We start from the raw sequence: 17,604 nt of genomic DNA, 5'->3' as shown, positions 1-17,604 counted from the left end.
GGGCGGCGGCGGTCGGGTGTTGGGTCAGGACGGTTCGTTCGAGGCGAGGACGCGGTCGAGGTACTCCTCGCGGGCCGTCTTCTCCAGCTTGCCGTCGAGGCTCAGCGCGCTGCGCAGCGCGTCAGCGCTGACGTCAGCCGGGATCTTCAGACGGGCTTCGGCCTCGCGCTGGATCTCGCCGAGGGTGTGCTGTGCGGAGGCGGGGTGGTGGCAGATGAACCAGTCCAGCATCTTGGCCACTGGCGGGAAGCGCTCTGGTCTCTTCATCCTGCCGCGAGCGGCCGCCAAGCGCGCGGCATGGACCCCACGGGCGGGGCGTGGTAGCTCCGGTGCTCCCGGCCGGTCCCAGGGGGTAGGCGCGACTTGCGGTCTCCCTCCGTGACCGTGCCCGCCGACGGACCCACGGGTCGCTGGTCCGCCCGGCGCCCTACATCGCGGCACCTGCCACGACCGTCGATGCCGGGGAAGGCATCGTGCCCCGGCGCCACGCACGGCGCGTCGGTCGAGGCGTGTAACGCGCTGCGGACCGGGCAGACGGTGGCCGGACGTCCTGCGGTCTCGCTGGGTCGGGCCGCCGCTCGCGGCCGACCAGTGGCGCCGGGCGCCCGGGGGTGCCGCTGACTCGTCCGCCCGGATCTGGCTGGGCCGGAGTTTTGTCTGGAGGACCAATGAGCAAGTCCAACCCTGTGCGCAAGCTCGTGGGCGCCGTGACGGACGCTGTCTCGGGCAAGATGGATCACGGCCGGCCGGAAGTGCCGGGCGCGCCCGGCGTGCAGCCGCCGCCGGTGGCGGAGCCCACGGAGCCGCGCGCCCCGCTGCCGCCCAAGCCCGACCAGAGCCCGCCTGCCGTCCTGTCAGCGACCGGCCGAAGAGGTGGCGGGGCCGAGGATGCGCGCGCGGCTTCTTCCGTCAGGCGAGCAGCTTGAGGAGAGCCCGGTGCCGCGCCGCCGGCCGTGTTGTCAGGGAGACGGCGTCCTATATCTGGGCACCACCCCGGCGGTGTGCCGGGCCTCCGACGTCAATCCCAGACTCATCGAGCCCTACGGGCGGACCATCGCCGTCGCGCTGGCCGGCCTCGTCGCGGACCCCGCGGGCCCAGACTTGCCGGGCGGCGGCGAGACTGTCGAACATGCCGTCCTCGACCTGCTGCATCACCGCCGGAGCTGTCCAGTGAGGCCCTATGCCTTGCTCGACCTCGACCCGACCGCACGGAGCCGGTCGACCCGACCGAACCGGTGGCCCGCTTGCATCCCGCCGGTCGCCCGGCGGCCCGGCTGTTCCTGCGGCGGCTGCTGGCCGGGCGGCGTACGGCGGCTCTGGAGGAGTGCGGCCGGGAACCCGCCGCCCGCCGGCCTGCGAGGTGCGGTCGCAGGCCCCACCGGGACCGCCCTCAGGGGCAGCCGGAGACCCACTGCCGCGACACCGCTCTGCCGCTGCGGCCCGAGGACGGCACCGTGCTGTTCTGGACCGACGGCCTGCTGAACCGCCGCGACGAGGGCACTGTCCGCCCGGACCGGCTGCTGCGCGAGGCCGAGAAGCGCGGCACCCGCGAGCTGGCGGACTTCCTCGACCGCATCGCAGCCCGCCTCGGCGGCCCCAGCTCCGACGACGACAGCTACCTGCCGGCCGCCCGGCTCCGGGCGGGGTCGAGGCGTTAGCGATCGCGGATCCGGGGTAGCCGCAGCGGCAGACCGCGGGGACCACGTTGCGAGGAGGCGGACGGCATGGACGGACGTGAGCAGATGGAGCTGCGCGGGATCGAACGGGGGCTCCACCGCGACCGCGTCCTGGAGCTGCGGCTGCGCGTCGTCGGGCTCCGCCTGCGCGGCCGGGCCTGGGACGTGCTGCGCGGCGTGCGGCCGCGGACCGTCCTGGCGCTCGCGCTGCTGTCGCTGGGCCTGCTCGGGGCAGGCCTGGGGACGTCCGAGGCGCCGTTTCTGTGGGTCTTCACGGGCTGCTGGGCCCTGACCCTGACCATCGCCTTCGCGGTGCTCTGTGCCTGCGCCGACGGCTGCCGGGAGGAGGGGTGAACGCGCTGCCCACGCCGCGCGGTCCGCTGTCGGCTGCGGTGTCGGCCCTGCTCACCTCCGGACCGCCAGGAGCGGGCCGTCCGCTCACACCGTCCGGCCCGCCCACCGAGCCGTGGGGCGAGGACCACCAACTGGCCCTGCACCTGTGCTACGAGCTCCACGACCGCGGGCTGCCCGGGGTCCCGGACGGCTGGGAGTGGGATCCCGAACTCCTGAGATTCCGGAAAGAGTTGGAGCAGCCTTTCCTGGCCGCGGTGCGCGCGGAGGCGGAGCCCGTGCCGCCCTTGAGGGAGGCGTTGGAAGCACTGCTCACCGAGCCGCCCGACGGCACCGGCCCGTCGCACTACCTGCTCGCCGAGGGCGAGCGCCGGCACGCCCGCGAGTACCTGGTGCACCGCTCGGTCTACCACCTCAAGGAGGCGGACCCGCAGCTGTGGATGCTGCCGAGGATCCACGGGCCCGCACAGGCGGTGCTGACGGCGATCCTCTACGACGAGTACGGTGCCGGACGGCCGGAGCGGGCCCACGCCCGGCTGTTCGAGCGGATGATGGTCGCCTTCGGCCTCGACCCCGGCTACGGGCACTACCTGGACCTCGTGCCAGCGCCGACCCTGGCCGTGGTCAACTTGATGACGCTCTTCGGCTTGCACCGGGCGTTGCGCGGCGCGGCCGTCGGGCACTTCGCCACCGTGGAGGTCACCTCGTCGCCCGGCTCCGCCCGCTTGGCGGCGGCGTTGGAACGGCTCGGCGGCGGCCCGGACGGCACCCTCTTCTACCGGGAACACGTCGAGGCGGACGCCGTCCACGAGCAACTCGTGCGGCGCGGGGTCATCGAGGAACTGGTCGCGGCCGAGCCCGAGTTCGCCCGGGACGTGGCGTTCGGCGTGGCTGCGGCCGGGGTGGTCGGCGGGCACTTCGCGGACCACCTGCTCGGCCGCTGGCGGGCCGGACGCAGCTCGCTGCGCTCCCCGCTGCCGGACGGCACGGGGTGAGCCGGGCCCGTCCGGGCCCCGGCCCGGACGGTCAGCCGGCCCTGGGAGCCGGACCTCCAGGTGCTCGGAGAGCACCCGCGTCTCCAGTGCCGGCTGGGGCGCGGTGGCCGGGCCATGTACGACCTCGCCGTCCCGCAATCGGAACTCGCTGCCGTGCCACGGGCAGCGCAGGCAGCCCTCCACCAGTTCGCTCTCGGAGATCGGCCCTGTGCGGCACGGCCGTCCATGGAGAACTTCACCGGCGTGATCAGCGATGTACGCATCTGGAGCCCTGCCCGCCAGGGGTCTTCAGGGTGCAGGCCGGCTGGCGCAGTTCCCAGGTCCACGGCGCGGCGGTCTCTCGGACCACCAAGAAGGCCGCCCACCAGTACGCAACAGTGAGCCTGCTGGGACACATAGCTGGCATCGAGCCGGTCGAGCAAACCGGCTCGGTGTCGGGCTGGGTGTCAGCAGCGCGCGGTACGCGAGCGATCCGCTTCCCGAGCAGGCACGGGAGCTGTCCTTCGCCGACCGCCTGCAGCACGTTCTGGAACTGCCGCAATTCGCACCCGCTGTGGTGGCGGAGGTGGTCGCACGCATTGCCGCAGGTGCGCTCATCCCCGGGACCTTCACGCGGTGCTGTTTGCGGCGGTCTCCTCGGCCTGGGAGCCGGCGTGCCGAGCCGTCCTACAGGCTGCCGCGGCGGAGCCTGGCACAGCGGTGGCCTTGCTGACGCTCTACCAGTCGATGGGCAATCGCCCCATGACCGGCAGCGGCAGCTGGGCCCAGGTGCGGCCGTCGAGTAGGCGGCCGCCGGCCTTGGGGGTGTGCCCGCCCCACTGCTTGAAGAAGAACGCCACCTCGCCCTGAACACAGGCGTCGCGGATGTCCCGGGTCCAGGCCGCCTCCATGGGGCGGTACCCCGGCCCGGACTCACCACCGGCAATGACCCAGTGGATGCCGCCCAGCTCCAGCCCGTCAAGTGGGCCCAACAGCGGCTCGCAGGACAGGAACCGGACAGCGGCGGGCACTACGCGAAGGTCGTCCACCCGGTCGAGTTCCTCCGCGCTCTCCACGGACACGCCCATCCACACGTTGGAGGGCCACTCCAGCCGGTCCGCCACGCGCCGGAGCCGGCGGGCCCGCTTGGGTCAGCACCTGGTACGTGTGCTGCGGCGTGTCCGCCATCACGGCGAAGACCCGGCGCACGAAGTCCAGCGGGACCCGGGCGTGGAAGAGGTCGGACATCGAGTCGACGAAGACCGTCCGCGGACCGCGCCATCCGTACGGAGCCCGCAGAACGTCCGGGTGGAGCGTGAGATCGAAGCCGGGCCCCGACGTCCGCGGATCACCGTCGTTCTGGTACTTTGCAGCGCCCATCGCCTTCAACCGCTTCGCCAGCGTGAGCGCGTAGCAGTTGTCGCAGCCAGCCGACACTCGGTCACACCCCGTCGTGGGATTCCACGTCACCTCCGTCCACTCGATCCCGCTGCGCTCGCCCGCTGCCGCTCCCGATCTCCGTCGTGCTCTGCGGCCCCGCCCCCGCAAGCGTCCGCGTCCCGTGTTCGGGACAACCCTCCTCCGTCGCCGGAGCCCTGTCGAACCCGGCAGGTCACAGCTCCGCACTCGCCGGGGACGCCTATCACCGGCCGACGGCTCGGCCAAGCTGTCCGATCCGGCGACGATCGGTCGCCCCGTTGTCCGACGGGTGCTCATCGCCCCCCAGGGAGAAGCACTCATGCCCGAGCAGTTCATGACCGTCAAGCAGACCGCTGCCTACCTGAATATGTCTGTCGCCTGGGTGTACCGAGAGGCGCCGCGGGTCGGGCTGAGCCCCTACAAGTTCGGCCGCGGACCGAACGCGAAGCTCCAGTTCAAGCTGTCGGAGGTCCAGGCGTGGGTGAAGCAGCAGCGGATAGCGGGGGTCTCACGGCGTTCGCGCGTGACGGAGGGCCTGCCCTGGGTAGGGCAGGCCCTCCGCGTGTTCAGGTGGCCAGGCCGAGGTCGAGGAGTTGGGCGGCTCGGCTGAGCGAGCCGGGCATGAGGTGGCGGTAGATCCCGAACGTGATGTCGATGCTTCGGTGGCCCATCCACTCCGCCACGTCGGTGATCGCTATGCCGTTGCTGAGGCAGTTCGACGCAAAGAAGTGACGGAGGCCGTAGAGCACCATCCCTTCCGGGATGCCGGCGAGGCCGGACTTCTTGATCCGCCGCCACTGGCGGTCGATGACGTAGTGCGGCATAGCCCGGGTGATGTCCACGGGGTTGCGGGAGGAGGTACCCGTCCACGGTTCCGTACGTGTCGGCGTACTCCTCGATCGAGCGCCGGGTGCGGGCCGGCAGTGGGACGTCCCGGTACTCGCCGGCCTTGCGGTGCTTCAGACGGGCGTAGGACCGGGTGGTCTGGTTGACTTGCTCGGTGACCCGGTAGACGTCGTCGGCGACGATGTTGTTGATGTTGACGGCGTACGCCTCTCCGTTGCGCAGACCACAGCCGCTCATGAGGTTGGCGATCAGACGGAAGGTGTCGGCGCCCGCATCCCGGATCTGGTGCAACTGAGAGAGCGACGGGATCACCGCACGCTTCGGGTCGTACTGCGGCGACTTGACCCCGTCGAGCGGGCTGCCCTCGTAGAGGCCGAGCCTGTGCGCGTCGAGCAGGATGGCCTTCAGGCTCATGAACGCGTTGGCCTGGGTGGCCAGGCCGACGCCGTTTCGCTCCATGTCCTGGATAAACGCTTCGACGACCTTGTGGTCGAATGTGCCCATGCGGCGACTGCCGAAGGCGGGGAGGAGGTGGATCCTCAGAAGGGAGTCGACGTTCCGCAGCGAAGTGGGACCCAGGTCGCGCTGACTCTTGAGCCACTCGGCGACGTAGTCGGAGAAACTCATCCCTCCGTACTTCTGGACGCGCTCGGCCTTGCGCTGGCTTTGCGGGGAGTTCTTTCGCGCGTGGTACACCTCGGCGAGACGGGTCTTGGCCTTGTCCTGAGTGGCGAAGCCGGACTCCTCCGTCTGACGGCCCGCCGCGTTGCGGTACCTGATCTTGTACTCGTGAGGGCACTTGCTCCAGCGGGACTCGGGGTGCTCGCACTCCTTGAAGAAGCTGCCCATGCCGCGGGTGAGGCCTGTGGTCGCCATGGTGGTCGGAACCTCCGGGAGTCTTGCTGACGTTTTGCTGACTCCGGATGGTCGATCATGCCCCTGAGCTGGGCGGAAACGTCAGTTCCGCTATATCCTGCGCAAGGTGATCTGGATGGTCCCGGGCTTCACCGTCGACGCCTACCGGGACCGGCTGCGCGAGCTGGACGCCCGGATCCGGGCCGAGGGCCTGTTCGTGGCCCACTCGGCGCGCTTCCTGATCGAGGCGCGCAAGCCGTAGCCGTAGCCGTAGCCGTAGCCGTAGCCGTAGCCGCGGCCCGCCGGACGCCGGCCCGCCGGGCAGGGGACCGGCGGGCCGGCGTCGGAGCTCAGGACTGTGCGACCAGGTCCAGGTACGCGTCGTGCCAGAGGTCCTCGTCCCCGTCCGGCAGGAGCAGCACGCGGTCGGGCCGGAGGGCCTCGATGGCGCCGGGGTCGTGGGTGACCATCACGATCGCGCCCGGGTAGCTGCCCACAGCCGTCAGGACCTCCGTGCGGGAGGCCGGGTCGAGGTTGTTGGTCGGCTCGTCCAGCAGCAGGACGTTGGCGCCGGAGTGCACCAGGGCGGCCAGGGCGAGCCGGGTCTTCTCACCGCCGGACAGCACCCTGGCCGGCTTGTCGGCGTCGTCTCCCCGGAAGAGGAACGCGCCGAGCACGTGCCGCAGTTCGCCGTCGGTCAGGCCGGGCGCGGCCGCGGCGAGGTTGTCGCGCACGCTGAGTGCCGGGTCGAGGGTGTCGTGCTCCTGGGCGAAGTAGCCGAGTCGCAGACCGGAGCCGGGGACGACGCGGCCGGAGTCCGGTGTCTCCCGGCCGGCCAGGATGCGCAACAGGGTGGTCTTTCCGGCCCCGTTCAGGCCGAGCACGACCAGCCGGCTGCCGCGGTCCACGGCCAGGTCCAGTCCGGTCAGCACCGGCCGGCCGCCGTAGGACTTGGCGAGGCTGATCGCCCCGAGCGGCATCCGGCCGCACGGGGCGGGCTCGGGCAGCCGGATCCGGGCGGTGCGCTCGGCCTGCCGGACGGGTTCGAGTTCGGCGAGCATCCGGTCGGCCCGGCGGGCCATGCTGCGGGCGGTGGTCGCGGTGGCGACGTTGGCCCGCATCCGGTCGGCCTGCGCGTGCAGGGAGGCGGCCTTGCGTTCGGCGTTGGCCCGCTCCCGGGTGCGACGGCGCTCGTCGGCGGCGCGCTGGGTCAGATAGGTCTCCCAGCCGGTGTTGTGGACGTCGATCGTGGCGCGCTGCGGGTCCAGGTGGAAGACCCGGTTGACGGTCTCCGCGAGCAGGCGCAGGTCGTGGCTGATCAGTACCAGCCCGCCCTGGTGGGTGGCGAGGAAGCCGCGCAGCCAGGCGACGGAGTCGGCGTCCAGGTGGTTGGTCGGCTCGTCCAGCAGCAGGACGCCGTGGTCGGCGAACAGGATGCGGGCCAGCTCGACCCGGCGGCGCTGGCCGCCGGAGAGCGTGCCGACGGGCGAGCCCATCAGGTGGGTGGGCAGGCCGAGCCCGGCCGCGACCCGGGCCGCCTCGGCCTCGGCGGCGTAGCCGCCGCGGGACTGGAACCCGGCCTCGGCCCGGACGTACGCGTCCATCGCCCGGCGTTCCTCGGCCGGTGACCCGGCGCGGGCCATCGCCGCCTCGGCGGCGCGCAGCGTGCGGACGGCGGTGTCCAGGCCGCGGGCGGACAGGATGCGGTCGGTGACGGTGACCGACGGGTCGGCGGCGCGGGAGTCCTGCGGGAGGTAGCCGACGGCTCCGGTTCGGGTGACGGTGCCGGCGGCGGGTGCCAGCCGCCCGGCCAGGGTGGCGAGCAGCGTGGTCTTGCCGGCACCGTTGCGGCCGACCAGGCCGATCCGGTCGCCGGGGGCGATGTGCAGGGTGACGTCGGACAGCAGGAGACGGGCGGCGACGCGCACGTCGACACCACGGGTGGTGATCACGGGATGACGCTCCGAAAGGGCTAGCGAACAGACGGGTGGCGTGGAAGCGGTCCGTCGGCTAGGAAATTCGGGGCGTTGACATGGGGCCACGGTAGCGGGAGGGGTGGACCGGACGCATTCGAATTAACGGGGCGGCGCGGGGTGGTCGGCCGCGGCGGGGCCCAGAGGGCAGGCCGGTCCGCCCGGGGCGGTGCGGTTTCGGCCATGCCGGAGGCGGATGGCGCGCGGGGCCTCCTTGTCATGGTCGCGGCGTAATCGCTTGCATGTCCGCATGGGCCGACGCGATCTCGTACTCCTGACCGACCACAGCTCGACCGAAGGCAGCCGGCAGGTGCTCGCCGCCGCCGCGCGGACGCTGACCGGCCGGGAACCCGTCCAGCTGGACGCCCGGCACTTCATGACCGGCGGCAGCGGTCTGATCGAGGCCGACGACGCGGGCGGAATCCGGCTGGAGGCGGGCGGCCGGGCGGTGACCGCCGACACGGTGATCGTCTACGAGATCCCGCCGCACCGGCGCCGCGCGTTCGAGGGCTGCCAACGGCGGCTGCGCGGCTTCGGCGCCCGCTCGCTCGGCACCGACGCCGAGGCGTGGCGGGCGGCCACCGAGAAGGACGCCACGGTCGCGAGCTTCGTCCGGGACGGCGTGCCGCACATGCCCAGCATCGCGCTCTCCAGGCCGAGCCCGGAGGCCGCCGCCGACGCCTTCGCGGCGCTCGGCGGCGACGTCTGGGCCAGGCCCTGCATCGGGATGGGCGGCGACGACGTCTTCCACGTCACCACCCACGCGCAGCTCGACACCGCCGCGCGGCACTACGCCCGGGCGGGCGCGGACTGGCTGATCGCCCGCGACGCGCGGAACGTCCTCCCGGACGGGCGCCGCCACCAGTACCGGGTGGTGGTGCTGCAGGGGCGCGTGGTCCGGGTCGTCGAGCACGTCCAGGCGGACCCGGACGCGCCCTGCAACGAGAGCCGGGGGGCCGTCTCCACGCTGCTCGACTACACCGAACTGCCGGACGGGCTCGCGGAGTCGGCCGTCGCGGCGGCCGCCTCCACGGGCCTCGACCTCGCCGGGGTGGACCTCGCCGCCGAGAGCGGCGGCGTGGTCTTCGAGGTCAACGTCCACCCCGCCTTCGGCCGGCGCGGCCTGGAACAGGTGGCGCTGCCGTACGTCGCCGCGCACCTCGGCGAGTAGCGCCGGGGGCGTCGCGCCGGTGCCTGGAACACCCCGTCGGTGCCCGGAACGCCCTAGTGGTGCCCGGACACCCCGCCGGTGCCCGGAAGGCCCCGGTGCCCGACTCAGGCCCGCAGGACCGCCGCGAGCACCGAAGGCCGGAACAGCGCCGACGGTGGCGCCACCAGCGACATCACCTCGTGGAACACCGCGGTGACCGCCGTGTCCAAGGTGCTGGCCGCCAGCACCTTGTCGAAGAAGCTGTGCTGGAGCCCGATCAGGGCGCCGGAGGGCGCGCCGGTGGTGGCGGGGAAGCGGGCGTCCTCGGCGCAGGAGATCACCCAGGGGATCTTGGACGCCACCGCGACGGCGCGCCGTGCGGCCCGGGCGGTGGCGTGTCCGATGCCGCCGTGCCGCTTCGCGGTGCGGCGGAGCTCCCGGGCGCAGAACAGCGCGACGGTGACGCCCTGCCCGTACACCGGGTTGAAGGTGCTCGCGGCGTCGCCGACCACCACCAGCCCGTCCGGGCAGCTGCGCTCGTAGTGCCGGCGCACGCCCGGGCCGGGGTGGAAGCCGCGGACCTCGCCCGCGGGTTCGGCGTCCCGCAGCATCTCGTGCAGGAGCGGGTCGCGCAGCAGGCGCAGGTGTTCGGTGAAGCCCTCCTCGCCGGCCGCCGGCTCGGCGCCGCGCATCCCGGCGAGGCTGACGATCCAGCGGTCGCCCTCGACCGGCAGCAGCACGCCCATGCGCTGCGCGTCCGGCGCCTTGGTCTGGAGGTAGGCCGCCCGGCCGACGGTCTCGGACCCGTCCGGGCGGTGGAACATCCGGGAGGCGTACGCGACGCCCGCGTCCACCCGCTCCTCGGGCACCGGCGGGCAGCCCAGCTCGGCGAGCCACTTCGGCACCGAGGTCGAGCGGCCCGTCGCGTCCACCACCAACTCGGCGGGTATCTCCCGGACTTCGCCGCGCTCCTGACCGCGCTCGCGGACCTTCACCCCGGTCACCGTGGTCGCCGTGCCGAGCAGTCCGACCGCGTCCGTGCCCTCCAGGAACTCGATCGCGGGATGGGCGCGGACCCGGTCCAGCACGAACGAGTCCAGCAGCGACCGGGTGCAGGAGAGGAAGCCCACCTGCGCCGGGTACTCGGCCAGCCACCCGGCGGAGCAGAGCCACTTGACGTCCGAGGCGGCCACCCGCTGCGCGCCCGCGGCCACCAGCTCCTGCTTGATGCCGGGCATCATCTCCTCCAGCAGCCGGTGCCCGGCCTCCAGCACCAGGTGCGCGTGCCGGCCCTGCGGCACCCCCGCCCGGAACTCCGCCCCCGCCGGGTACCGGTCCCGCTCCACCACCACGATCCGCTCGGCGAACCCGCGCAGCGCCCACGCGGCCGCCATTCCCGCGAGCCCGCCGCCGATCACCACTGCCGTACCCCGCCCCGGGGCCCTCTCCGAAGAAGTCATGACACGTAGCGTAGTGGCGTGCTCGCCTCCCCGTGATCACTTCGCTGCCGACGAACAGCCCTGCCCGGTGGGGCCGTTGACGGCGCACGGCGGCACCGGACGGTCCGCGGGGCGCGCGTGGGGCGTGCGCGGGGGCGGCAGGCGCGGGCGGCGGACACGGTCCGGGGGCGCAGGCCCGGGCGGGCCCCGGCCGGAGCCCGGGCCGTCACCCCGGTCGGGGCCCCGGTCGTGCGGGTACTAGACTCGACGGGATTGTGCTGGCGCCCCTCCCGGTGCGCGGGCGCGCGGAGGCGAGGAGGTGAGGGCCGTGGAGTGCAGTAGTACGGGTCGAAGTCGGCCCCGCCCCCGGTTGTCCCGCACCACTCGCGGCCCCCGGCACACCTCCTCCCGTACGGCTCCCGCGCGGCACTGACCTCGTCCTCCCGGCGAGGCGCCGCCGGTCGCGCCGTGCGCGTGGCGGCCGGCCGGGCGCCTCCGGTCCGCCGTGTCCCCTTGCGGCGGCCGGGCATCCACCGTGGAGGTCCCGCCATGTCCGACTGGCGTGTGCGCGCCGTGCGCGCGAGCAAGCGTCCGTTCTCCCGTTCCGTCGTCCGGCCCACGGACACCCAGCCCGCGCCCGAGCACTCGATGGACCCCCGGCCCGACCAGCCCGTCGAGCCGGTGACGCTGGAACGCTCCGTGGTGGACGCGGCCGTCTACCGGGACGGCCGCCGGACGGACGCGCCCACCGACCTCGCCGACATCTACCGCACGCTGCCCGACCGGCCCGGCACGATGGCCTGGATCGGGCTCTTCCGTCCCGCCGAGGCGCAACTGCTGGAGGCCGCCGACCGGTTCGACCTGCACGAGCTGGCCGTCGAGGACGCCATCGTCGCCCATCAGCGGCCGAAGCTGGAGCGCTACGGCGACACCCTGTTCGTGGTGCTGCGCGCCGCCCGCTACCTGGACGAGGCGGAGGAGGTCGACTTCGGCGAGATCCACCTCTTCGTCGGCCCCGACTTCGTGCTCACCGTCCGGCACTCCCAGGCCCCGGACCTGTCGGCGGTGCGCCGCCGGCTGGAGGCCGACCCGGAGCTGCTGGCGCTCGGCCCGGAAGCGGTGCTGTACGCGGTGCTGGACGCCGTGGTCGACGGCTACGCGCCGGTGATCGCCGGCCTCCAGCACGACATCGACGAGATCGAGACCGAGGTGTTCGGCGGCGACCCGCAGGTCTCCCGCCGCATCTACGAGCTCTCCCGCGAGGTGATCGAGTTCCAGCGGGCCACCCGCCCGCTGCTGGAGATCATGAAGAGCCTGGAGGCGGGCTTCGGCAAGTACGGCACCGACGACGAGCTCCAGCGCTACCTGCGCGACGTCGCCGACCACGCCACCTACGCCGCCGAGCGGGTGGACGGCTTCCGGCAGATGCTCCAGAACATCCTGACCGTCAACGCGACGCTGGTCTCCCAGCGGCAGAACGAGGAGATGAAGCAGCTCGCCGAGGCGGGGCACGCGCAGAACGACGAGATCAAGAAGATCTCCTCCTGGGCGGCCATCCTCTTCGCGCCGACACTGATCGGTAACAGTGTTTGTAATGAGCGAACCGCCCTGGCCAGCAGGTAGGCGGCGCTGGAGGCAGCCAGACGGTCTGCAGAGAGGGACCCCGGCCAGGTTGATAGCTCGGTGAGCGGCGCGCCCGATCCGCCCTCAGGCGTCCCCCCAGCCCGCCGAACTTGCGTGGGCTGGGGGAGCTCCCCGAGGCCGGATCGGGCGGCGGAGGGTCTACGTGATGCCCGCACAGGGGGACTTGGTTCTGGGCGTCATTGGAGTTCGGACCGGCCGATCGGGGTGGCTATGAAGTGCTTGGCCCGTCGGCGTCAGGGGTGCATTGCTCCAAGAGTTCCGCGAGACCTTCTACGGTGGCGGCAAGCCTGTCAATCATGAGAATCATGGCAGCCGGGGTCTCCTTGGTGAGATCGATCCGGCGGGCCTCGCTCAGCTGAGTTCTGGCGATCCGCAGCCGCATCTGAGCGGCTGCAGAGTGGGTTCTGGGATCGGGCGGTGGGACTGCGGTGCTCACGGTTCTCCTGCGAGGGTGGGGGTTAGGTCGCGAGAGAGCGTGGCGACCTGGGAGAGAACGACCGATTGTCCGGGCGAGGTTAAGAGGGTGACGGCTCGCAGGTTCACGTGTTTCCTGGGATTCCGGGGGATGTTCGATTGGGGGCTGCCGCAACGGAGCGGTACCCAACCTGGCATGTATGCAGATTGATCATCTAGGTGTGTTGCCGAGTGGTTATCCAGTGTTCGAACTGGTGGGGTGAGTATGTCCAAGAGAGTCGCTTTGTACCACCCCTGGTACAGACTTTTGATCTTGATCGGTGTGGCATATCAGGGTGCCGACCGAACTGCCCGCCTGGGCTCTTGCCCAGCGCCGCTCCGTCGGCGAGCGTGTCCGTGAGCTGCGCGTAGAGCGGCAGCTAACCCAGGAACAGCTTGGCCATGCGACCGGCCTGGACAGGAAAACGGTCAACCGGGTGGAGCAGGCCACCTATGGCAGCAGTATCGACGTGTATCTGCTGATCGCCCGTGAGCTCGACTGCTCGCCGGAAGAGCTGTTCCGAGGCCTTTAGCGGACGGTTCAGTGCGGACGGTGCGGACACATCGGCGCTCGCTGCTCCGCCTCCGGCGCCTCGCTGGCCGGTCGGGTGGAGCTGATGTGCGCACGCAGTTCGTCGAAGGAGGCCTCGATCCGCTGCAGCTCCTGCGGGTCGATCGTCTCGTGGGGGTCCATCAGGCGCTCCTCGGTGCATGTGGGGTGCGCGACCACGGCCCAGCCCAGCGGGGCGAAGCCGCGCCTGGTCGTCATGGGGTAGTGGCCGCTGGGGACCAGCTCGCCGTCCTCGCTGCCGCAGTGGATGCAGGCCCGCTCGTGGAGCTGGGCCCGGGTGGGTGGGATGGCCGTCTCGGGCATGCGACACCCACTGTCAGTAGCGTGGCGCCACCGGTCGGTGACGGGACTAATCGTCGTCCCCGAGGCGGACGTCCTGAAGGTCTCGCAGAGGACTCTTGGGGGACGCCCAGAGGACATGATAGACCGTCATATGCCAGATGGGTCCCCGAAGAGGCCGCCACCACGTAGGGTCGAGCCATCATCGGATCGTGCGGAGGACACCGTGCCCAACGTCGCGCTCAAGGCGGCCCGCGTGGCCGCCGGCTATGCCACCCAGCAGGCCCTCGCCAACGCCCTGGCCAAGGCCGCCCGGCAACTTGGCATGAGCGACGTCGAGGTCAGCGTGCGGCAAGTCCGCCGGTGGGAATCCGACACCCCGCCGTGGCCGGGCGAGGATTACCAGCGCCTCCTCACCCACGTACTCCGGCGGCCCATCGAGGAGCTCGGCTTTCGCGCCCCATGGACCCGGGACCAGCCGTCGGCCATCTCCGTTCCGACCCCCGCCGCGGCGCTCCGCCCCACGCCCACCGGCCTCCGTGGCACACTGCCTCGACCGTACGGATCCAGGGGAACCCAGCCCGGGACAGTGGGCGCCGACTACGCCATAGTTACCGAGGCACATCGTCGGCTCTACCTGTCCACGGCCCCGGCCGCACTCCACCCCGCGGTGGCAGCACACGCCGAACTTGGTGCTGTTCTGCTCGGCGACACCGACGGCGTGGCCCGCCGCGTCCTCGCGTCCGCCCTCGCCGAGGGCCTGCTCCTGCTCGGACGGATCGAGTTCTTCGACCTCCGTCAGCCCGACGCGGCCGACGCCACCTTCGTCCGAGCGCTCCAGGCCGCCGGAGAGGCTGACGACAGCCTGCTCGGCGCCGCCATCCTCGCCCACAGCGCGTTCGTGCCCGGCTGGGACGGCCGCCTGGCAGCGACCCGCGAGCGCATGCAGGCCGCACGGGCCTACGCCCGACGCGCCCCGGCATCCGCCGAGGTGGTGGCGTGGCTGGACGCAGTCGAAGCCGAGTGCCTTACGCGCTGCGGCGACCACCGGGGAGCGCTCTCCCTGCTCCGGCATGCCGAGGATGTCCTCGCAGCCGGGAACGATGTCCTGTCTCCCGACTGGTTCACCTGGTTCTCGCCCACCCGGTTGAGGGCGTTCCGCGGCAACACCGAGCTCCTGGCCGGCCTGATCCCGCAGGCCCGCACCACGCTGGAGCAGGTGCTCGCCGACCTGCCTGCCGCCGATGGCAAGCAGCGCGTTGTTGTGCTGGGCGACCTGGCTGCCGTTGAGGCTGCGGCAGGTCGGCCGGAGCAGGCGTGCACGCTACTGGAGCAGGCCCTCGACCAGCTGGCCATCACCTGGTACGCGACCGGCATGGAGCGCGTGCGCGAGGCCCGGCGGGCGCTTACCCCGTGGCAGGACACGGCGGCCGTCCGACACGTGGACGACCGCCTCTACTCCTGGTCGGCGACGCTCAGCTCGCTCCAGCGTTAGCCTTCGCGATCAGCTCCGGCAGCTCCGCGAGCGAGTCGATCCGGAACGTCGCCTCGGCGGCGGCCGGGTCGTGCTGCTGGATCCAGCCCCACGGCCCGCGCCGGATCAGTGCCGTCTGCATCCCCGCCGCTCGGGCGGGGAGCACGTCGTTGTCGAGCCGGTCACCGACGTAAAGGATCTCGCCGGGCTCGGCCGGGACCACCTCGGCGACCTTCTCGAAGAACGCCGGGTCTGGCTTGCTGGCGCCCCAGTCGTCCGAGGTGCCGATCAGGTCGACGTCGCCGGTGAACAGCTCGCGCAGAAGCCCGCCGGCCCGCACGGTCTGGTTGCCGGCGATCGTCAGGTGCAGGCCGTCCGCCCGCAGCTGAGCGAAGGTGGGCCGGACGTCCGCGTAGAGGTCGTCCTCGCCGAACCACTCCGGCCGGCCGGCGGCCGCCCGCTTCTCCCGCTCCTCGTACAGGTCGAAGCCCGGACGGAACACCTGGAACGTCTCCCGGTAGTCGCGGCCCTGCGCGATCACCGCACCGAACTGGGCCACGAACGTGTGCCGGGGCACCCCCAGCCAGTCCGCCCAGGTGCCGTACTCCCGGGTCTCGTCCACCAGGCACTCGCCGACGTCAAACACCACAGCCGTGATCGTCATGGCCGCAGCCTAGCGGCGTACGGACGTCCCGCCAGCGTCCTCTCGTACGATGGCGGCATGGCCGACCTCGAACTCCCTGCTGCCCCTGCACACCGCCGCCCTGCGCGCGGAGCGGGCGATGACGACGGCGCGGGAGACCGGCGGCGACGTCGAGGCCTCACGCGAGGAGTACCTGGCCGCCGCCACGGCTCTCCACGCCCACCCCTACTGGGAGCAGGCCCGGCAGGCCGGTGAGCACTACAAGGCATCCCAGGCCAGCCTCCAGGCCGCGAAGGCCGCACTCGACGGCGCCGAGGCCTGATGGACTCCTGGGAGACCGTCGAGCTGCACGGCGGACCATTGGACGGCTACCGCACTGTCGTCGACCCTGACGACCCCAGACCCTGGCACCGGCTACCCCCAGCAGACCGGCCCGGCGGCCGGTCCTGGTACGCGCCGGACGAGCACGGCGTGTGGCGGTGGGGCGGCGACACGCCCTGAACACGACGACGCGCCCCGCTCTCCACGAAAGAGCGGGGCGTTTTCCGTTCCAGATAGGCCAGTTGGGTGAATCCACTTGAACTATGCCTCACCGTGAGGCATAGTTTGGGTTGTCGAGAGGAGAGCCCGATGACCACCATCACCACCATTAACGCCGCCACCCAGGCCGGAGTCACGGTCGACACCATCCGTGCCTGGTGCCGCACCGGCGTCGTCACCGCCACCAAGCGTGCCGGTCGCTGGATCATCGACACCGCCTCCCTCGCCTACCGCATCAAGCTCCCCGCCCTCCTGCGCCGAACCCCCAAGCCGACCACTCTTACCGCCGACGTGATCGTCGCCCTCGGCGGCCGCCGCTGGCAGAAGAACGGCATGGACCGCATCTACATCAACGACTGGTCCGCCTTCGCCGGCCTCGACGTCGCCTACTACGGCACCGGCAACATCTCCTCCGCCTCCTGGCACGGCGAGCGAATCTCCAACTCCCAGGCCCGCCTCATCCTCGGCTCACTCACCAAGGTCTGGTTCGACGTTGCCGACGGCAAGCTCCACGGCCACTTCGGCCACACCGACTCCCGCGTCGCCGACCGAGACGCGGTATGGACGGCCACCACCGCCGGCATCCGCACTGCGGCAGCCGCGCTCTGAACAGCCCGAAAGGACAAACCATGGCCACGACCACCAGCTACGGCACCTGGCTCAACCACACCAAGCACAGCCTCGACCCCGAATCCGTCATCCTCGACTACATCAACGGCGGCGGCAGCGACTGGTGTGGCAGGGTCGAGGAGAGCGGCGCCTTTGACCGCATGTCCAGCGACTACCGCGATGCCGTCCAGGCGGCCCTGCCTGAGGGCGTCTGGCTGACCGGCGAGGAGTTCATCGGCCCGGCCTACGAGAAGGACCACAGCTGGGACGGCGACCTCGACATCAGCGAGATCATCGAAGGCATCGACGTCGGCCCGATCGTCGAACGCTGGGACCCCGACGCCGAGTGGACCATCGAAGACGTTACCGACCGCCTCGGCGCCGGCAGCGCCGGATCCGCCCGCAAGACCCTGTCCAGGTGGGGAGTCGAAGCCACCAGCCGACAGCCCGGTCGCGCCGGCCAGTCCATCTTCCACGCCGAAGACGTCATCGCCGCCATGAACACCCGACCCGGCCGCGGCACCCGAACTGACCTCCAGGACGATACCGAGTGAAGGATCAGTGCAAGGCAACCAAAAAGTCCTGCGGGACCCCAACCGGGTGGCGCCAGGGCGGTCGTTGCCCGCGCTGCCGGGCCGCTCACAACGAGGACACCGCCAAGCGGCGACGCGCCCGCAACGCCCCGCGTCCTGCCATCATTGCTGAGTA

The 17,604-nt window shown here is 71.9% G+C and carries 20 protein-coding genes and 4 pseudogenes; 14 read left to right on the top strand and 10 right to left on the bottom strand.

What is annotated here, in order from left to right:
• Positions 1–24: 24 nt before the first annotated feature.
• A complete protein-coding gene (locus tag ACFVHV_RS10010; protein ID WP_359900699.1) occupies positions 25–267 on the bottom strand; it encodes a hypothetical protein in 243 nt (80 codons plus the stop codon).
• A gap of 401 nt (positions 268–668) precedes the next feature.
• Here ACFVHV_RS10010 and ACFVHV_RS10005 point away from each other — a divergent pair, with 401 nt between their 5' ends.
• The 4 genes from ACFVHV_RS10005 (at position 669) to ACFVHV_RS09990 (ending at position 3,022) form a co-directional block, all read left to right on the top strand.
• On the top strand, positions 669–926 hold the full coding sequence (locus ACFVHV_RS10005; protein ID WP_359900896.1) for a hypothetical protein: 258 nt from the start codon (positions 669–671) through the stop codon (positions 924–926).
• A 318-nt stretch (positions 927–1,244) separates the two neighbouring features.
• Entirely contained in the window at positions 1,245–1,658 is a 414-nt protein-coding gene (locus tag ACFVHV_RS10000; RefSeq protein ID WP_359900899.1) for a hypothetical protein, read from the top strand.
• A 66-nt stretch (positions 1,659–1,724) separates the two neighbouring features.
• Positions 1,725–2,030 (top strand): hypothetical protein, encoded by a 306-nt coding sequence (locus ACFVHV_RS09995; protein ID WP_380350496.1) that lies wholly within the window; start codon positions 1,725–1,727, stop codon positions 2,028–2,030.
• Complete coding sequence (locus tag ACFVHV_RS09990) at positions 2,027–3,022, top strand: iron-containing redox enzyme family protein (protein WP_359900704.1); 996 nt, start codon at positions 2,027–2,029, stop codon at positions 3,020–3,022. The genes ACFVHV_RS09995 and ACFVHV_RS09990 overlap by 4 nt, the downstream gene beginning before the upstream one ends.
• Before the next feature lie 102 nt (positions 3,023–3,124).
• Here the strand turns inward: ACFVHV_RS09990 and ACFVHV_RS09985 are convergent.
• From ACFVHV_RS09985 to ACFVHV_RS09975, 3 genes and pseudogenes are all read right to left on the bottom strand, one after another.
• A pseudogene (locus ACFVHV_RS09985) lies at positions 3,125–3,223 on the bottom strand (Rieske 2Fe-2S domain-containing protein); the annotation flags it as partial.
• Between the two features lie 515 nt (positions 3,224–3,738).
• Positions 3,739–4,125 (bottom strand): DUF5131 family protein, encoded by a 387-nt coding sequence (locus ACFVHV_RS09980; protein ID WP_359900707.1) that lies wholly within the window; start codon positions 4,123–4,125, stop codon positions 3,739–3,741.
• Positions 4,126–4,210: 85 nt separating this feature from the next.
• Positions 4,211–4,717: pseudogene (locus ACFVHV_RS09975) on the bottom strand (DUF5131 family protein); the annotation flags it as partial.
• Between the two features lie 22 nt (positions 4,718–4,739).
• Between ACFVHV_RS09975 and ACFVHV_RS09970 the strand changes: the two are divergent.
• Positions 4,740–5,030: a helix-turn-helix domain-containing protein gene (locus tag ACFVHV_RS09970; RefSeq protein ID WP_380350493.1), complete on the top strand. Its 291-nt coding sequence runs from the start codon at positions 4,740–4,742 to the stop codon at positions 5,028–5,030.
• Here the strand turns inward: ACFVHV_RS09970 and ACFVHV_RS09965 are convergent.
• Both ACFVHV_RS09965 and ACFVHV_RS09960 read right to left on the bottom strand, forming a co-directional pair.
• Positions 4,987–5,244: a tyrosine-type recombinase/integrase gene (locus ACFVHV_RS09965; protein WP_359900883.1), complete on the bottom strand. Its 258-nt coding sequence runs from the start codon at positions 5,242–5,244 to the stop codon at positions 4,987–4,989. The two genes, ACFVHV_RS09970 and ACFVHV_RS09965, sit on opposite strands and share 44 nt — an antisense overlap.
• Positions 5,245–5,782: 538 nt before the next feature.
• Positions 5,783–5,893 (bottom strand): annotated as a pseudogene (locus tag ACFVHV_RS09960) (hypothetical protein); the annotation flags it as partial.
• A gap of 340 nt (positions 5,894–6,233) precedes the next feature.
• On the opposite strand from ACFVHV_RS09960, the pseudogene ACFVHV_RS09955 reads away from it, so the two are divergent.
• Positions 6,234–6,383, top strand: a pseudogene (locus tag ACFVHV_RS09955) (SAM-dependent methyltransferase); the annotation flags it as partial.
• Positions 6,384–6,471: 88 nt separating this feature from the next.
• On the opposite strand, the gene ACFVHV_RS09950 reads toward ACFVHV_RS09955, so the two are convergent.
• On the bottom strand, positions 6,472–8,073 hold the full coding sequence (locus tag ACFVHV_RS09950; RefSeq protein WP_380350491.1) for an ABC-F family ATP-binding cassette domain-containing protein: 1,602 nt from the start codon (positions 8,071–8,073) through the stop codon (positions 6,472–6,474).
• 271 nt (positions 8,074–8,344) lie between these two features.
• Here ACFVHV_RS09950 and ACFVHV_RS09945 point away from each other — a divergent pair, with 271 nt between their 5' ends.
• The gene (locus tag ACFVHV_RS09945) at positions 8,345–9,265 is read left to right on the top strand and encodes an alpha-L-glutamate ligase (protein WP_359900712.1); all 921 of its coding nucleotides are present in this window, start codon (positions 8,345–8,347) and stop codon (positions 9,263–9,265) included.
• 104 nt (positions 9,266–9,369) lie between these two features.
• On the opposite strand, the gene ACFVHV_RS09940 is transcribed toward ACFVHV_RS09945, so the two are convergent.
• Positions 9,370–10,704 (bottom strand): FAD-dependent monooxygenase, encoded by a 1,335-nt coding sequence (locus ACFVHV_RS09940; RefSeq protein ID WP_359900715.1) that lies wholly within the window; start codon positions 10,702–10,704, stop codon positions 9,370–9,372.
• Positions 10,705–11,232: 528 nt separating this feature from the next.
• Here ACFVHV_RS09940 and ACFVHV_RS09935 point away from each other — a divergent pair.
• The gene (locus tag ACFVHV_RS09935; protein WP_380350489.1) at positions 11,233–12,306 is read left to right on the top strand and encodes a magnesium and cobalt transport protein CorA; all 1,074 of its coding nucleotides are present in this window, start codon (positions 11,233–11,235) and stop codon (positions 12,304–12,306) included.
• A 770-nt stretch (positions 12,307–13,076) separates the two neighbouring features.
• Positions 13,077–13,313 (top strand): helix-turn-helix transcriptional regulator, encoded by a 237-nt coding sequence (locus ACFVHV_RS09930; protein WP_380350487.1) that lies wholly within the window; start codon positions 13,077–13,079, stop codon positions 13,311–13,313.
• Between the two features lie 8 nt (positions 13,314–13,321).
• Here ACFVHV_RS09930 and ACFVHV_RS09925 read toward each other — a convergent pair whose 3' ends face one another.
• Complete coding sequence (locus tag ACFVHV_RS09925) at positions 13,322–13,654, bottom strand: hypothetical protein (protein WP_380350485.1); 333 nt, start codon at positions 13,652–13,654, stop codon at positions 13,322–13,324.
• Positions 13,655–13,856: 202 nt separating this feature from the next.
• Between ACFVHV_RS09925 and ACFVHV_RS09920 the strand changes: the two genes are divergently transcribed.
• The gene (locus tag ACFVHV_RS09920; RefSeq protein ID WP_380350484.1) at positions 13,857–15,125 is read left to right on the top strand and encodes a transcriptional regulator; all 1,269 of its coding nucleotides are present in this window, start codon (positions 13,857–13,859) and stop codon (positions 15,123–15,125) included.
• On the opposite strand, the gene ACFVHV_RS09915 is transcribed toward ACFVHV_RS09920, so the two are convergent.
• Complete coding sequence (locus ACFVHV_RS09915) at positions 15,106–15,768, bottom strand: HAD family hydrolase (RefSeq protein ID WP_380350482.1); 663 nt, start codon at positions 15,766–15,768, stop codon at positions 15,106–15,108. The two genes, ACFVHV_RS09920 and ACFVHV_RS09915, sit on opposite strands and share 20 nt — an antisense overlap.
• Positions 15,769–15,817: 49 nt before the next feature.
• Between ACFVHV_RS09915 and ACFVHV_RS09910 the strand changes: the two genes are divergently transcribed.
• The 4 genes from ACFVHV_RS09910 (at position 15,818) to ACFVHV_RS09895 (ending at position 17,450) form a co-directional block, all read left to right on the top strand.
• Positions 15,818–16,069, top strand: coding sequence for a hypothetical protein (locus ACFVHV_RS09910; RefSeq protein ID WP_380350480.1), 252 nt, complete (start codon positions 15,818–15,820; stop codon positions 16,067–16,069).
• Positions 16,069–16,248, top strand: a complete 180-nt coding sequence (locus ACFVHV_RS09905) for a hypothetical protein (protein ID WP_380350478.1) — start codon at positions 16,069–16,071, stop codon at positions 16,246–16,248. The genes ACFVHV_RS09910 and ACFVHV_RS09905 overlap by 1 nt, the downstream gene beginning before the upstream one ends.
• A gap of 129 nt (positions 16,249–16,377) precedes the next feature.
• Positions 16,378–16,896 carry a hypothetical protein gene (locus ACFVHV_RS09900; protein WP_380350477.1) on the top strand — a complete coding sequence of 173 codons (519 nt, stop codon included), beginning with the start codon at positions 16,378–16,380 and terminating at the stop codon, positions 16,894–16,896.
• Positions 16,897–16,916: 20 nt separating this feature from the next.
• Positions 16,917–17,450 carry a hypothetical protein gene (locus ACFVHV_RS09895; protein WP_380350475.1) on the top strand — a complete coding sequence of 178 codons (534 nt, stop codon included), beginning with the start codon at positions 16,917–16,919 and terminating at the stop codon, positions 17,448–17,450.
• The last annotated feature ends 154 nt before the right edge of the window (positions 17,451–17,604 follow it).

This window comes from Kitasatospora sp. NPDC127116 (assembly GCF_042677365.1).
Taxonomy (GTDB): Bacteria; Actinomycetota; Actinomycetes; order Streptomycetales; family Streptomycetaceae; genus Kitasatospora; species Kitasatospora lactacystinica.
Note: the sequence above shows the minus strand (reverse complement) of the source record. Positions and strands in the feature narration are given on the sequence as shown.